The sequence below is a fragment of the Bradyrhizobium sp. Bra64 genome, assembly GCF_024519875.1.
GTDB lineage: Bacteria > Pseudomonadota > Alphaproteobacteria > Rhizobiales > Xanthobacteraceae > Bradyrhizobium > Bradyrhizobium japonicum_G.
This window is the reverse complement of the sequence record NZ_JALJRD010000003.1, coordinates 1-14,762: the sequence shown is the minus strand read 5'-3', so window position 1 is coordinate 14,762 and position 14,762 is coordinate 1. Positions and strand designations below refer to the sequence as shown.

At 63.8% G+C, this 14,762-nt stretch carries 12 protein-coding genes; 3 read left to right on the top strand and 9 right to left on the bottom strand.

All coding sequences use genetic code 11. The features are described from left to right. Positions 1 to 98: 98 nt before the first annotated feature. Complete coding sequence (argS, locus tag NR187_RS12385) at positions 99 to 1,889, bottom strand: arginine--tRNA ligase (RefSeq protein WP_256806598.1); 1,791 nt, start codon at positions 1,887 to 1,889, stop codon at positions 99 to 101. 9 nt (positions 1,890 to 1,898) lie between these two features. Continuing rightward, positions 1,899 to 3,107, bottom strand: coding sequence for a deoxyguanosinetriphosphate triphosphohydrolase (locus NR187_RS12380; protein WP_256806597.1), 1,209 nt, complete (start codon positions 3,105 to 3,107; stop codon positions 1,899 to 1,901). 136 nt (positions 3,108 to 3,243) lie between these two features. On the opposite strand from NR187_RS12380, the gene erpA reads away from it, so the two are divergent. Then, complete coding sequence (erpA, locus tag NR187_RS12375) at positions 3,244 to 3,573, top strand: iron-sulfur cluster insertion protein ErpA (RefSeq protein ID WP_256806596.1); 330 nt, start codon at positions 3,244 to 3,246, stop codon at positions 3,571 to 3,573. 326 nt (positions 3,574 to 3,899) lie between these two features. Here erpA and NR187_RS12370 read toward each other — a convergent pair whose 3' ends face one another. From NR187_RS12370 to NR187_RS12360, 3 genes are all read right to left on the bottom strand, one after another. Next, complete coding sequence (locus tag NR187_RS12370) at positions 3,900 to 4,838, bottom strand: hypothetical protein (protein ID WP_256806595.1); 939 nt, start codon at positions 4,836 to 4,838, stop codon at positions 3,900 to 3,902. 139 nt (positions 4,839 to 4,977) lie between these two features. Then, positions 4,978 to 5,325: a hypothetical protein gene (locus NR187_RS12365; protein WP_256806594.1), complete on the bottom strand. Its 348-nt coding sequence runs from the start codon at positions 5,323 to 5,325 to the stop codon at positions 4,978 to 4,980. After that, complete coding sequence (locus tag NR187_RS12360; RefSeq protein ID WP_256806593.1) at positions 5,325 to 5,906, bottom strand: hypothetical protein; 582 nt, start codon at positions 5,904 to 5,906, stop codon at positions 5,325 to 5,327. Before NR187_RS12360 ends, NR187_RS12365 begins: the two co-directional genes overlap by 1 nt. A gap of 249 nt (positions 5,907 to 6,155) precedes the next feature. Here NR187_RS12360 and NR187_RS12355 point away from each other — a divergent pair, with 249 nt between their 5' ends. Beyond that, entirely contained in the window at positions 6,156 to 7,058 is a 903-nt protein-coding gene (locus NR187_RS12355; RefSeq protein WP_306235383.1) for a hypothetical protein, read from the top strand. 36 nt (positions 7,059 to 7,094) lie between these two features. Here NR187_RS12355 and NR187_RS12350 read toward each other — a convergent pair whose 3' ends face one another. Both NR187_RS12350 and NR187_RS12345 read right to left on the bottom strand, forming a co-directional pair. Continuing rightward, complete coding sequence (locus tag NR187_RS12350) at positions 7,095 to 8,132, bottom strand: dienelactone hydrolase family protein (protein WP_256806591.1); 1,038 nt, start codon at positions 8,130 to 8,132, stop codon at positions 7,095 to 7,097. Between the two features lie 151 nt (positions 8,133 to 8,283). Further along, the gene (locus tag NR187_RS12345) at positions 8,284 to 10,614 is read right to left on the bottom strand and encodes an ATP-binding protein (protein ID WP_256806590.1); all 2,331 of its coding nucleotides are present in this window, start codon (positions 10,612 to 10,614) and stop codon (positions 8,284 to 8,286) included. 133 nt (positions 10,615 to 10,747) lie between these two features. Here NR187_RS12345 and xth point away from each other — a divergent pair, with 133 nt between their 5' ends. Next, the gene (gene xth / locus NR187_RS12340; protein WP_256806589.1) at positions 10,748 to 11,545 is read left to right on the top strand and encodes an exodeoxyribonuclease III; all 798 of its coding nucleotides are present in this window, start codon (positions 10,748 to 10,750) and stop codon (positions 11,543 to 11,545) included. A gap of 64 nt (positions 11,546 to 11,609) precedes the next feature. On the opposite strand, the gene NR187_RS12335 is transcribed toward xth, so the two are convergent. Together NR187_RS12335 and ilvD are read right to left on the bottom strand one after the other, a co-directional pair. Continuing rightward, the gene (locus NR187_RS12335) at positions 11,610 to 12,434 is read right to left on the bottom strand and encodes a tetratricopeptide repeat protein (RefSeq protein ID WP_211386302.1); all 825 of its coding nucleotides are present in this window, start codon (positions 12,432 to 12,434) and stop codon (positions 11,610 to 11,612) included. After that, on the bottom strand, positions 12,421 to 14,145 hold the full coding sequence (gene ilvD, locus NR187_RS12330) for a dihydroxy-acid dehydratase (protein ID WP_211386301.1): 1,725 nt from the start codon (positions 14,143 to 14,145) through the stop codon (positions 12,421 to 12,423). The genes NR187_RS12335 and ilvD overlap by 14 nt, the downstream gene beginning before the upstream one ends. Between the last annotated feature and the right edge of the window lie 617 nt (positions 14,146 to 14,762).

Below are 14,762 nucleotides of genomic sequence, written 5' to 3'. Positions count from 1 at the left end.
AAGGCACGGCTTTCGACCCACAAGGCTTTCAACCAAGTCTAAGTGATCCGGCTTCTGCCGGTTACCCCCAAAATTCCCCTTAAGTAGTTCGCCCCAAACTACCGCATCTCGTCCGGAGCATGGACGCCGAGGATGGCGAGGCCCGATGCCAGGACGGAGACGACGCCCTGGACCATGGCCAGCCGCGCCTTCGTTAGCTCTGCATCATTATTGATAATGAAGCGTAAATAGGGCAAATCGCGCCCCTTCGTCCAAAGCGCATGAAATTCACTGGCTAACTCATAGAGATAGAACGCAATTCGGTGCGGCTCATGGGCACTGGCGGCCGCTTCCAGCATGCGCGGATAAATTGCGAGGCGCTTAAGAAGGTCGAGTTCCACCGGATCAGACAGCCGTTCCACCGCCGACTCACGCAGCCATGCAACGCGCTTGCCTGAGTCCTCCGGGAGTTCCGGGAACACCTCGGTACGCGCATTCCGGAAGATCGAGTGGCCGCGGGCGTGGCCGTACTGGACGTAGAACACCGGGTTGTCACGCGACTGTTCCATGACCTTGGCGAGGTCGAAGTCGAGCACCGCGTCGTTCTTGCGGTAGAGCATCATGAAGCGCACGGCGTCCTGACCGACTTCATCCACCACCTCACGCAAGGTGACGAAGTCCCCGCTTCGCTTCGACATTTTCACCGGCTCGCCATTGCGCAGCAACTTCACGAGCTGGACGATCTTGACGTCGAGCGCGCCCTTGCCGGACGTCGTCGCCTTCACCGCCGCCTGCATCCGCTTGATGTAGCCGCCATGGTCGGCGCCCCAGACGTCGATCATCTCCGCAAAACCGCGGTCGAACTTGTTCTTGTGGTAGGCGATGTCGGAGGCGAAGTAGGTGTAGGAATTGTCCGACTTGATCAGCGGCCGATCGACGTCGTCGCCGTAGGCGGTCGCCTTGAACAGCAGCTGCTCGCGGTCTTCCCAATCCTCGACCGGCGCGCCCTTCGGAGGCGGCAGGCGGCCTTCGTAGATGTCGCCCTTGGCCTTCAGGAAATCGATGGTCTCGGCGACCTTGTTGTCCCCGGTCTCTATCAGCGAGCGCTCGGAGAAGAACACGTCGTGGCGGATGTTGAGGGCGGCGAGATCATCCTTGATCTCGTCCATCATCATCGCGATCGCCTTGGCGCGCACCGTCGGCAGCCATTGCGCCTCGCTCATCGCGAGCAGCTTGTCGCCATGCTCCCTGGCTAGCGCCTGCCCGACCGGCTTCAGATAGTCGCCGGGATAGAGCCCTTCCGGGATCGCGCCGATGTCCTCGCCGAGCGCCTCGCGATACCGGAGAAATGCTGAGCGCGCGAGCACGTCGACCTGGGCGCCGGCGTCGTTGATGTAATATTCGCGCGTGACGTCGTGGCCGCCGAACTGGAGCAGGCTCGCGAGCGCGTCGCCGAACACGGCACCGCGGCAATGGCCGACATGCATCGGTCCGGTCGGATTGGCCGAGACGTATTCGACATTGACATTGGAGCCGCCGCGGACGCGGCCGTAATCGGCGCCCTCGCGCAGCACCGTGCGCAACGCCTCGGCCCATGCGGCCGGCCTGAGCGTCAAATTGATGAAACCGGGACCGGCGATGTCGACCTTGGCGATCAGCGCATCGGCGCGCAGCCGTTCGGCGATCTGCTCGGCGAGGTCGCGGGGCTTCGCCTTTGCCTCTTTCGCAAGCACCATGGCGGCATTGGTCGCCATGTCGCCATGGGAGGCGTCGCGCGGCGGCTCGACCACCACGCGCGAGAAATCGATGCCCTCGGGCCAGCTGGCATCCACCGCGAGCGCGCGGCAGGCGGCGTGCACGCGCGCGAGCACGTCGGCGAACAGGTGCAGGGATGAGGATGTGTCGGGCATGGGCGCCGCCTAACGCAAATCCGGGGTCGAGTCAAAGAGCCGCTGGTGCTCGGTCAGGGCGAAACGGTCGGTCATTCCGGCGATGAAATTGCCGATCCGGCGAGCCCGGTCGCCCGCGTTGTCCGCCTCCGCCCCCAGCAGCCATTCCGGAGGCAGCTCGGTCGGCACCTTCAGGTATTTCGCGAACAGGTCGAACAGGATCTGCTCCGCCTCCCCCATCACCCGCATTACCCGCTTGTGGCGGTACATGTGCTGGTAGAGGAAGCGCTTGATGGCAGCCTCCTCCTCCGCGACTGCGGCGGGGAACGCGATCAGCGCCCGGCTCTGCTGGCGCACGTCCCGGGCCGATTGCGGCTTGACGACGGCGAGGTTCTTCTGCGCCTCTGCAAACACGGCGCCGATCAGATGCGAGATCAGTTCGCGCACCAGCTCGGCCCCGCGCCTGACGTCTTCGAGATCTGGATAGTGCGCGGACGTCTCGGCGATGATCTCGGCCGTGAGCGGCATCGCCTTGAGATCGTCGAGATGGAACAGGCCGGCGCGCAGGCCGTCGTCGATGTCGTGGGCATCATAAGCGATGTCGTCGGCGATCGCGGCGACCTGTGCTTCCAGCGAGGCGAAGCTCCACAGTTCGAGATCGTAGGCCTTGACGTAGTCGGCGATCCCGACGGGAATGCCGTGCTCGCGATAGCGCCCGACCGGCACGCCGTTGCGATCGGTCAGCGGGCCGTTGTGCTTGACGATGCCCTCCAGCGACTCCCAGGTCAGGTTGAGTCCGTCGAACTCGGGATAGCGGTGCTCCAGCGCCGCGACGACGCGGAGCGTCTGGGCGTTGTGGTCGAAGCCGCCAAACTCCTTCAGGCAGGCATCCAGCGCCCGCTCGCCGGCGTGCCCGAACGGCGGATGGCCGAGATCATGGGCGAGCGCCAGCGTCTCCGTGAGGTCCTCGTCCAGCCCCAGCTGCCGGGCCAGCGCGCGGGCGATCTGCGCCACCTCCAGCGAATGGGTCAGCCGGGTGCGGTAGTGGTCGCCCTCGTGGAACACGAACACCTGGGTCTTGTACTTCAGGCGGCGGAAGGCGGTGGAATGGATCACCCGGTCGCAATCCCGCCGGAACGGGCTCCGGGTCCGGCTCGGGGGCTCGGCGACCAGCCGGCCGCGGCTGCGGTCGGGGTCGCAGGCATAGGGCGCATGGGGGGCTGCCATTCCGACGGACACGGCGAATTTAGTCCCTATCCATTTGATTCTGCGTATGGTGGCACTTAACTATGCCGGGTGCCGGATACCAAATGAATTGGGCTAGTGAACCGATCAAGTGAATTTGGTATGACCGCGGGACTATCGGAGATGAACGATGACGACTGACGTGACCATCAGTGACAAGGCCGCACGCCGGATTGGGGAGATCCTCAAGGGCGAAGGATCTGGCGCGATGCTGCGGATCTCCGTCGAGGGCGGTGGCTGCTCCGGCTTCCAGTACAAGTTCGACATCGACCGCGACCGCACCGACGACGATCTCGTGATCGAGCAGGACAATGCGGTGGTGCTGGTCGATTCCGCCTCGCAGCCGTTTCTGGCGGGGTCGCAGGTCGATTTCGTCGACGACCTGATCGGCGCCTCGTTCCGCGTCAACAATCCGAACGCGACGGCGTCCTGCGGCTGCGGGACCAGCTTCTCGATCTAGCCCGACTTAAAAATCCGCAAAACAACCCCATGCACAGTAGCCGGGATGCCGGTAGTGCGATTCGGCTTTTGCGAATAACATTTGACCCGTCGGGCAAAACAGGGGTAGGATGTCATCATCGCGAGATCCCCAGGCTGGGGGCTCGACCAGGCGCGCGCGCCACGGGTTCGATATAGCCTGATGCCGACGCGGCCTCTGCCGCAGTCCAATCATTTGAGAAAGTTCGAATTTCATCGGCGGCGCCACTGCGTCTCGACACCACCGTGAGCGAGCCGCCGCGGATGCTGGACGCGGAGGCGATCTGTCTACCGTCCGCGAATTCGAACTCAACTCGCGTCGGCGACACTCAGTCTGGTCCAGTTTCCCTGTCCAACGATATGGAGCGTTGCGCCGCGTCCCTGTACCAGCCGCGCGGCGTTTCGATCTGGCCTCTGAAATTGCCATTCTCCGATCTGCTGGGCTTGACCATCGCCGAGATGGAGCAAGGCAATCCGCCCTGATTGGTCGCCATAGCCACCGGCCAAAACAACGAGGTCACCATCGATAGCCAGTGCATCCGCGCCCGTAACCTCGTTCTGCCAGGCCGTCACGACATCACGCTCGACCTTGACGATTGAGAAACCGTCATAGGCGCAGCACCAGAGAGCCGACCCATCAATGGTCAGCGCATAGCAATCGGCAATGAAGAGGTTCTCGGGCGCTTGATCGTTGAATTTCCACAGGACGCTGCCGTCAGGTCCAAACTGCGCGACGCCTGACGCCGAGACCGGCCAGCCTCCATCCGCAGCCCCGCCTGAAAAGACCCCTTCGTCGAAATAGCCCGCCCAGATCGTGCCGTCGTTCGCGCACTGGATATGTGCGATGCCGTCGCCCATCGCAAAGGTGCCCGTCAGCGTTCCGTCGGTCGCGAATAGAGATGCATTGTTCTGATTGGGCTCCACGCGGCTCGTGACGACCAGCCACCGTCCATCGGGAAGACGATCGACTCGTGGCCAAGGCCAGGCCGGTATCTCGATCGCACCGCTCTCTGTGTTGCCGTCAAAGGTGCTGAGGCGCAGGTATTTGCCTTGAAAACCCGGATGATGCGCATGAATATTACCGCGCTGAACTTGGTCCTGCCAGCGCACGCGCTCCGCATGGATGTCACGATCAGTGCGAACGAGCGCCAAATCGCCGTTCCAAAGCACAGCATAGGCATAGTCAAACCATCCGCCGGGTGTGGATGGCAAAGGCGTGGTCCCGCCCAAAATCATCTCGTGATTCATATGAGCACTCAATCACGTCGGGGCGCTGCTGCGAAGCCGGGGAGCCGCTCTCCTCTTCGATTTCCGCCGGGCCCGTCCGCGCGGGCGCGATGGCCTCGTTCGGGTAGACGAGCCTGCGCGTCACCGATGCACCGCGCCATCATGGCACCGGGTGCAATAGTTGGTTGATGAGCTGAACCAGGGTGCCCTCCAGCTCTTCCGGAGAGCCGATGGTGATGCCTTGCTTGTAGTACTGCTCGACCGGATGGCCGATGCCGATCGCCGCAAGCGTGATGTCGCCGGCCTGCTCGATGTCGCTTGTGACACGGGTCAAATGATGGATCAGATACCCATCGCCATTCGCGAGCAATGTGGAATCGTCGACCGGCGCGCCGTCGGACAGGACGATCAGATGCTTCTGCTTTTCGTCGCGTCGGCGCAATCGCGACGCGGCCCATTCAACGGCTTCGCCATCGATATTCTCCTTCACGAGGTCTCGCCGCAGCATCAAGCACAGTGTCGTGCGCTCAGCGTCTCGCCGGCGTTGCAATAGACGATGTGCAGCAAATCGTTCAGTCGCCCAGGATAGGCGGGCCGGCGGGCGCTCAACCATTTTTCCCGGCTTCGACCGCCCCTCCAGCGCGCAGTCGTGAAACCAAGCACTTCGTGCTTCACGCCAACGCCGTCGAGCAGGTCGGAGGCGACCAACGCAGCGCGGGCCGCGCACAGCATCGGTTGTCCGCGCATCGAACCGGAATGATCGATCAGCAAGGACACGATCATATCGGCGACTTGAGGCTCGACAGTCTCCATGCCCACACGCCGTCCAGCCAGCTCCCTTTCGAGGTCGTATAGCTCTCCGGGATCGACCTCGGGAAATCGCTCAGCCCATCGCCGGTCGGGGAGCGTCGCCAGGACCGCGTCGAGATCGTCGACCTTGATCTCCAAATCGAAGTCGCGGGTATAGACCTGATAGGGACGATCGGGATCGAACCGAACCGCGCTACTCCGCGATCTCCGGAGCAATGGCAGAAAGGTCCACGCAATGAGCGCAACGACCATCGTCAGGAAAGCAATATGCGAAAGCAAGCGCGGCTCCAGTGATCTCGACAATACTGCCCTAGCAAACCGGGCCTGCAGGACCCGCTTCCCTGCAATAGCTCTTCGGCTGCCTTGAGGGAAAACGGCCTCAGATCATTTGATGGTCCTTCCGTCGGCCACTGCCCGGGATCAACCATGAACCCGTTGTGTGCCCAACTCGACCAAATGCCAGGGACAGTCCACATCATTCAGGCTCGAAAGCCTCCTTCAGCGAGCTGACAGGTATCAATTCATCCCATGCGCACGATCAATCGTCTGTTCTCTTGCCTCGCCCTATGCCTTGCGATCGCAGCCCTTCCGGTGCCTTCCGCGAACGCTGCCGAAACCTGCCCGTTCATCAGCGCCCAGGAGCTCGCCGGCGCAATGCCGGCGCTCAAATGGTCGCTGATTTCAAATCAGGACGGCCGCGGCTGCATCTACCAGGCCGGGCGCGGCGACACGATGATGCTCACCGTGTTCCGCAATCCCGACAAGGACCGCGCCAGGGAATTGTATGCGACCTTCGTCAAGACGCTCGGCGAGCGCATGCCGCTGAGCGCAGTGGCGGGAATCGGCGATGAAGGCCAGCGCGGGACGACCGCCGCCGGCGCGCAGCGCCAGGGGGCCTCGATCGTCACCTTGTCCGGCGACTACATTCTGCAGATCAGCATCTATCCGATCGGCCGGCGCGCCGATGACGCGTTGCTCGGGCCCCTCACCGAAGCCGCGCGCATTGCCATCGCCAAAGTGAGCAAGAGCAGCGAACGGTTCGGCGACTGCGAATGGCTCACGCCTGGGGATGCCGACGGCTTCCTCGACAAGAGCACGCTGCAGGTCCAGCGGACCGGCGCAGGAAGCTGCATGATGTTCGATCGCGAGGCCAACGCCATGACAGTCGCGGTGATCTCGATCTCGCGCGACACGGTCATCAGCATGATGAAACGCGCCGGCCCGTGCAAACACGTCGCGATCCCTGAGCTCGGCGGCGAAGCGTTCGGCGAGCATTCCTGCACCAAGGGCAACGGCAATGCCGTCAACATCTTTGTCTGGAAGAACGGCAGGCAGGCCTCAATCCTGTTCGCCCCGGTCAAGCCGCATCCGGAGTCCGGCTCGGTCGAACGCCTGAAGGCGGTCGCCGGGCGAGTCTATGGAAAGCTGTGACGGTGCCGCGTTACACTGCATCGCGTGGACCCCGGTTCAGTCCCCCGCAAGCTTCTGTCCCAGCGCGTAAAGCCTGCAATCTTCGCCGCGCGAGTTGATCTTGCATTTCATCACAGCAGGCTCGCGCGCCTCGAGAGCTGTGCGGGCAAATCCAGTCCCGCAATGGCCATGCGTGCTCACTGCGAAGGCCTTGGCATCATCAGGATTGGCAAGGTAGTCGGCGAACGCCGCCTGACAGGCGGCGACAGCCCCCGGCGGGATCGGTAGCTCAGCGAACAAGGGCGCCTCGATGACAGTCCTGGTTGGAAGACCCAACCTTTCAAGGAAGGGATCGACGGCCGGAAACCAGCTGCCTGCCGGCGCGAGCACAACGGTATTGTGGCCGTTCGGTTCGAACGGAGGCAGCATATGCAACTGCGCAGGCGCGCCGCCAGCGCTGTAGGCCGCGAACATGCGCTGTACCAGGTCTGGACCGTAGAATTGATCGTTCTCGGCATAGAGCCAAAGCATGGGGATACGGGCCGTACGCCCCAATGCGGCTGATGTATCGACCAGATTATCAGGCGAGCAAGGTTGGTTGGGTGCGGAGAAGCTATGCCGACCGCCGTCAAAATTCACTGCGCCAACGACCCCCGGCATGTTCTGAGCAGCGACGGCCATCACGGCGAGCCCCCCAACGGAATGGCCGAGCAAGACAACATGGTCAGCGTCGACCCACGGCTCATTGCGCAGTGAAGCGACCGCCGCAATGACATCGTCGCTGGCAGCACGCGTGGCCGGAAGATAGTCGCAGCCCTGCCGCGCGGACTCGGAAAACCCGCCCCCGGATCGGCCATAGCCACGACGCATGACCGAGACCACTGCATATCCTCGCTGCGCGAAAGCGACGGCCGCCTTGCTGTATCCGACCGGAGAGCGGTCGAGGATTTCAGCGAAGAATTGATTGCCGGAAGGCATTCCGTGAGTGATCACGACGAGAGGAAATTTGCCGGGGCGATCAGGACGAATGACGAAGCTTTCGAGCGACACTTGGTTGCCGGAGATCACGACAGGCAACATCATATGCGCGCTCATCAACGGCCCGTCGCCGGCGCGGGCAGAGGCCGTGAACAAGAAGAGAAGCAGGGCAAGGAGGCGCATGGCGGCGCAAGGTAACACGGCGCATTTGGAGCGCCAGCGCCCGGCTAACCGGTGCGAAGCGCATATTCATGCAGGGGGTTAACGCCTACGCCCCCGTCATCTGCCTTTCCTCGTCCGTCCACTCGACATCGACCGGCATCAGTTCCGGCTGCAGCGGCGCGTCCTCCGACATCGCGTGGCCGTTCAGCGCACGCAACAAGGCGGCAGCCAGCGCGGGCTTGCGCAGCGGTTTGGCCAGGAAGTCCGACATGCCGGCCTCGCGGCAGATCTTGACGTCTTCGGGGAAGGCGTTGGCGGTCAGCGCGACGATCGGTAACGTCTCAAAACGTACGCCTTGCGCACGGATCGCGCGGGTCGCGGCAAGGCCGTCCATGTCGGGCATACGCACGTCCATCAGCACGACATCGTAATCGCCCTCGGAAGCCGCCTCGACGGCCTGGACGCCGTCGGTGACGACGCGCAGCTCGACCTCGAACGCGCCCAACATCTTGCTCACGACCATGCGGTTGACGGCGTCGTCCTCGGCGACCAGCACCTTCAGTGGCCGGTCCAGCTCGGCGATACGGGCCTTGAGCTCGTCGGCCTCATCGCGGCCGTCCGCCAGGTCGGAGGCCTGCGCCTGGCTCCAGGGCAGCACCAGCGTGAAGCGGAAGGTCGAGCCCTCGCCCGGCGTCGAGGTGACGCCGATGGTGCCGCCCATCTGCTCGATGATGCGCCGGGAGATCGCAAGCCCAAGCCCGGTGCCGCCGAAGCGGCGGCTGATCGAGGCGTCGGCCTGCGCGAAGTCACTGAAGAGCTTGTCGAGCTTCTCCGGAGCGATGCCGATGCCGCTGTCGGTCACCGTCCATTCGACGGTCGCGAGCAGATCGCGGCGCGCCTGGCAGGTCGCGGATATCGTCACCTCGCCCTCATCGGTGAACTTCACCGCGTTGGAAGCAAGGTTGAGCAGCACCTGGCGGATGCGCGCGACGTCGCCGCGCAGCGTCGGCGGCAGGGTCGGATCGAGCTCGACCTTGACCGCCAATCCTTTGCTCTTGGCGCTCGCGCGCACGACGGTTGCGACCGCTTCGACCAGCGACTGCGGTGCAAAATCGATCGCCTCGAACGCGAAGCGCCCGGCCTCGAGCTTGGAGAGATCGAGGATGTCATTGAGGATGCGCTGGAGATTGTCGCCGGACTCCCGGATCGTGGTGACGGCCTCGTGCTGCTCAGGATCGAGCCTGGTCTCCAGCAGCATGCTGGCGAGCCCGAGCACGCCGTTCATCGGGGTGCGGATCTCGTGGCTCATCACCGCCAGGAAATCGGACTTGGCGCGGCTTTCGGCCTCGGCCTTTTCCGCGCGCCAGCGCTCGGTGACGTCGCGCCCGAAGCCGCGATAGCCGAGAAACTGGCCGTCGCGGTCATAGGCCGGCTTCGCGGTCAGCGACCACAGCCGCGCCTCGCCGCCGGCAACGACCTTGAGGTTCATCTCGTGCAGCGGCTCGGCATGCTCCATCAGGCCGACGATGTTGTAGGCGGCCGCCTTGTCCTCGGGACAGAGCATGTCGAGCACGTCGGCGAAGAGCGATCCCTTCAGGAGCGGAAGCGGCAATTGCGCGACGTCGGCGAAGCGTTGGGGCACGTCGGTGAGATGTCCTTCGGCATCCGTCTGCCACAGCCAGTCGCTGGCGTTCTCCTGAAAATCCTTCAGCAGCAGCGAGATGATCTCGGTCTGCCGTTCGAGCTCGAGCCGGGCCTTGAGATTGCCGAGAAACAAATTGCCCTGCGAGACGATGTTGCGCGCCATGAAGAACGCGAACAGCAGCAGGAACACCGCCGTCACCAGATACGGCCCCGTCCCGCACACGAACAGCGCACCGGCGCAGGCGATCGTCATGGTGGCGAGATAGGCGAGGCCGGCGCGCGGGAAGGTCGACAGCGTGAAGGCGCCGCCGGACATCATGCCCACCATCAGGCAGGCCAGGATGAGCTGGCTGGTCGGCTCGACGCGGCTGAACAGCGCGAGCGGCAACGTGCCCCAGATCGCGGCGAGGAAGAATGCCTGCCGCAGCATCTGCCGCGCGGCATGCGGCGAGGCTTCCTGCGGGGGGCTCGCGTGCGATCGCTGCCATGACCGGAACGCGACGAGGGCGACGGCGGCGAGCGTCACGCCCCAGATTGCGAGGAAGTCGTTCCAGCCCCGGCCCCAGAACAGGATCAGCACGATGGCGACGTTGAGCATGGTGACGGCCATCGTCACCGGAATCAGCCGCGTCACCGCGTCGATCTGCTTGGCGCGGATGCGGCGCAGCTCGCGCTCGCTGAGATCGGCGGTCAGGCCCTCCTCGATCTCGTAGCCGCCGAGCCAATACAGAAACGCGCCGATCAGGCCGCTGCGCGGTTCGGTTCGCTTCATGGATTTGTCCGGCCATCCCATTCGAAAAACCTTTTTGGTATCAATGGCCCGGGGCGGGCTTAAGCCGGGTTAATTTTGTGGGAGATTTTGCGGCGTCCTTGACGGGCGCGTTTGCATTTTGTTCTAACCATGGCCCCTGCCCGGAGCCGCCGACATGCCCATCAGAATTGCCACCTGGAACGTGAACTCGGTTCGGCAGCGGATCGATCTCCTGCTGAGCTGGCTGAAGGAGTGCCAGCCGGACATCGTCTGCCTCCAGGAGATCAAATGCGTCGACGAGGCCTTCCCGCGGCTGGAGATCGAGGCGCTCGGCTACAACGTAGTCACCCACGGACAGAAGACCTTCAACGGTGTCGCCCTGCTCTCGAAGCTCCGGTTCGACGAGACCAAGTCGGGGCTGGCCGGCGACGACGAGGACGCCCATGCCCGCTTCCTCGAAGGCGTGGTGACGCTCAAGCGCGGGGTGTTGCGCATCGCCTGCCTCTATCTGCCCAATGGCAACCCGGTCGGGACCGAGAAATATCCCTACAAGCTCAAATGGATGTCGCGGCTTCTTGAATATTCGAAGGAGCGCCTCAAGACCGAGGAGCCGCTGATCCTCGCAGGCGACTTCAACGTCATCCCGCATGCCCGCGACGTCCACAATCCCGCCGCCTGGACCGAGGACGCCCTGTTCAAGGCCGAGACACGGGAGAGCTTTCAGTCACTGCTCGGCCTCGGCCTGACCGATGCCTTGCGCGCCGTCACCGACGAGCCCGGGCTCTACACCTTCTGGGACTATCAGGCCGGCGCCTGGCAGAAGAACCATGGCCTGCGGATCGATCACCTGCTGTTGTCGCCGCAAGCCGGCGATCGGCTCGCCAATGTCGGCATCGACAGCTATGTGCGCGGCTGGGAGAAGCCGTCGGACCACGTGCCGGTGTGGGCGGATCTCGATCTGGAGGCGGCTTAGGCAATATGCCGAGGTGGTGGTGGGCACGGCGCCAAGGCGCCTTTGCCCATCCTAAGAGAGCGGCCTATTCGCGGCGGCCCTGCACCCACTGTTCCAGCATTTGCAGGCACATGGCGCGGTCGTCGTCGGAGGCCTTGGAGAAGGCGCGGTTGTAGCTTTCCTTGATCCAGACCTCGTCGGTCCCGGCGCTGTCACGCGCGAGCGTCAGCCACATCAAACCGCGGGCGGCCTGCCGCGGCAGGCGGTCGCCGTTGAACAGCATCTGACCGAGCAGCGCCTGGGCCTCGTGCTGGCCCTTCTGGGCCGCGAGGCCAAGCCAGCGCGCGCCATAGCGGAAATCCTCGCGCGAGGCGTCCGGGGTCTTCAGGTACAGCCGGGCGAGATCGTATTGCGCATCCGCATTGCCGAAATAGGACGCCGCGTAGGAGAACATCTCCCGCGCCCGGTCCGGATCGGCCTTGATCTTCGAGTTCGGGATGCCGGCGAGATAATAACGGCCGAGCGCGACGAAGGCGTTGGCCACGACCTGCGCCTGCGGCGCCGACGGGCTGTCCTCGGCATGCGCGTTGGCGATCCGGCTGAAATATTCGAAGGCGCGCACGTCGTCCTGAGCGACGCCGTCGCCATTGGCGTACATGCGGCCGAGCTTCCACTGCGCGATCGGGTGGCCACCTTCGGCGGCGTATTGCAGGGCGCTGAGCGAGGTTTCCTGGGGCAAGGCCGCCGGCGGCACATTGCGCACCTTGCCCGCTGCGCCCGGCAAGGTCGTGACCACCGGGATGGTCGCATCCTTCGGGCTGACAGGTGCGCCGTCAAAGGCGAGCGCCGGCGCGGCCAGCGCGCCGGCCCCCAACACAAACGCAACTATGGTACGCCTAGATATCCGCATAGCACTGTTTCTCGTGCGCGCCGCCCGGATGGGTGACTGCCCCACCGACCGCTGGTCCAACCTGCTGAGCATATTTCCAGAGCGCGCCCGTCGTGTGGTTAGTCGCGCGAGCGCTCCATTTGGTCTTGCGCTGGACCAGTTCCTGGTCGCTCAATTTTACGTTAAGGGTCCCGGCCACCGCGTCGATCTCGATGATGTCGCCGTCTTCGAGCAGGCCGATGGGACCGCCGATGGCGGCTTCCGGCCCGACATGGCCGATGCAGAAGCCGCGGGTGGCGCCGGAGAAGCGGCCGTCGGTGATGAGCGCGATCTTGCCGCCCATGCCCTGGCCGGTCAGCGCCGCGGTGGTCTGGAGCATTTCCCGCATGCCGGGACCGCCCTTCGGCCCCTCGTAGCGGATCACGATGACTTCGCCTTCGCGGTAGGTACGCTTCTGGACCGCCTCGAAAGCATCCTCCTCACGGTCAAAGCACCTGGCCGGACCGGTAAACCTGAGGTTGGACATTCCCGCGACTTTCACGATCGCACCTTCTGGCGCCAAATTGCCCTTCAGACCGACCACACCGCCCGTGACGGTGATGGGTTTGTCTGCCGGGTGCACCACGTCCTGGTGCGGATTCCATTTCACGCTCTTGAGGTTTTCGGCGATCGTTCGACCGGTGACGGTGAGGCAGTCACCGTGGAGAAATCCATTGTCGAGCAGCGTCTTCATCAGAAGCGGTATGCCACCTACTTCAAACATGTCTTTGGCGACATAACGGCCGCCCGGCTTCAAATCCGCGACATATGGTGTCTTTTTGAAGATTTCGGCGACGTCGAACAGGTCGAACTTGATGCCGCACTCATGCGCGATTGCCGGTAGGTGCAGTGCAGCATTGGTCGAGCCACCCGAGGCGGCGACAACGGCGGCCGCATTCTCCAGCGCCTTGCGGGTGACGATGTCGCGCGGCCGGATGTTTCGGGCGATCAGATCCATGACCTGCTCGCCCGCGGTCATGCAGAAAGCGTCGCGGATTTCATACGGCGCCGGAGCGCCGGCCGAATACGGCAGCGCCAGGCCGATCGCCTCGGAGACGGTCGCCATGGTGTTGGCGGTGAACTGCGCGCCGCAGGCGCCCGCCGACGGGCAGGCCACGCGCTCGATCTCGTCGAGGTCCTCGTCCGACATGGCGCCGACCGAGTGCTTGCCGACAGCTTCGAACATGTCCTGCACGGTGACCTGCTGGCCCCGGAAATTGCCGGGCAGGATCGAGCCGCCATAGATGAAGATCGAGGGAACGTTGAGGCGGACCATCGCCATCATCATGCCCGGCAGCGACTTGTCGCAGCCGGCGAGGCCCACGAGGGCGTCATAGGCGTGGCCGCGGACAGTCAGCTCGACCGAGTCGGCGATGCATTCGCGCGACGGCAGCGAGGAGCGCATGCCGTCATGGCCCATGGCGATGCCGTCGGTCACGGTGATGGTGCAGAATTCGCGCGGCGTGCCGCCGGCGGAAGCCACGCCCTTCTTCACGGCCTGGGCCTGGCGCATCAGGGAAATGTTGCAGGGCGCGGCCTCGTTCCAGCAGGAAGCGACGCCGACGAAAGGCTGGTGGATCTGCGCGGTAGTCAGGCCCATGGCGTAGAAGTAGGAGCGATGGGGCGCGCGCGTTGGCCCTTCCGTCACGTGACGGCTCGGCAGCCTCTGCTTGATGTCGGTCTTCGCGTCCATCGCAACCAGTTTCCCCGGCCAACCCTTTCAGACCCGAAAAATCAGAGCCAAGATTTGAATCGACCTTGGGATTTCCCGTCGCCTTCCAAGACCACCGCTGCCGCCAAACATTCGAGTTATTTTATTCATGTTCAGGTGTGGCTAAAAAGCGGCGCCGATGCGAACGGACGGAGATATGGGTTAAATCCGCGATGACTGTTGCGTGGATGGCACAATCGTGACCCGGAAGACACGAATTGGCTTACCGAGATACCCCTTGCTGGGGTGACGCTCTACAACTTGAGATTTCGTGCGGGCGCATCGCGCCCCCCATCCGGCTCGACGATTGCGCCAAGCGAGGTGAGTCGACGTATTCGCCTTTACACATCGCAATGACGGAGCAAGGGGCGACATCGCAGTCCTGCGACACACATTTCGACTTGCAGGCACGGCTTCGCGTCCTCGCGGCGCATTTCGCCCGAGCTCTGCTTCGTTTCTCCACCCTCTAAGCCAAGAGGGCGCAGGGAAGGCCGGGTGCCGGCTTGCACCCGCGGTCCGCTGCGCGAAAAGCACACGCAGAGAAAACCGCACAGCAGCATACAGGTGTAGCCAATCACTCGGCCTTCCCTGCGCAGTGG

What these genes read in the sequence shown, in the direction of transcription:
- NR187_RS12345 (WP_256806590.1), bottom strand. Translation starts at nt 10,614, where the DNA reads ATGGGATGGCCGGACAAATCCATGAAGCGAACCGAACCGCGCAGCGGC.
- ilvD (WP_211386301.1), bottom strand. Translation starts at nt 14,145, where the DNA reads ATGGACGCGAAGACCGACATCAAGCAGAGGCTGCCGAGCCGTCACGTG.
- NR187_RS12350 (WP_256806591.1), bottom strand. Translation starts at nt 8,132, where the DNA reads ATGAGCGCGCATATGATGTTGCCTGTCGTGATCTCCGGCAACCAAGTG.
- NR187_RS12370 (WP_256806595.1), bottom strand. Translation starts at nt 4,838, where the DNA reads ATGAATCACGAGATGATTTTGGGCGGGACCACGCCTTTGCCATCCACA.
- erpA (WP_256806596.1), top strand. Translation starts at nt 3,244, where the DNA reads ATGACGACTGACGTGACCATCAGTGACAAGGCCGCACGCCGGATTGGG.
- NR187_RS12355 (WP_306235383.1), top strand. Translation starts at nt 6,156, where the DNA reads ATGCGCACGATCAATCGTCTGTTCTCTTGCCTCGCCCTATGCCTTGCG.
- NR187_RS12365 (WP_256806594.1), bottom strand. Translation starts at nt 5,325, where the DNA reads ATGCTGCGGCGAGACCTCGTGAAGGAGAATATCGATGGCGAAGCCGTT.
- xth (WP_256806589.1), top strand. Translation starts at nt 10,748, where the DNA reads ATGCCCATCAGAATTGCCACCTGGAACGTGAACTCGGTTCGGCAGCGG.
- NR187_RS12335 (WP_211386302.1), bottom strand. Translation starts at nt 12,434, where the DNA reads ATGCGGATATCTAGGCGTACCATAGTTGCGTTTGTGTTGGGGGCCGGC.
- argS (WP_256806598.1), bottom strand. Translation starts at nt 1,889, where the DNA reads ATGCCCGACACATCCTCATCCCTGCACCTGTTCGCCGACGTGCTCGCG.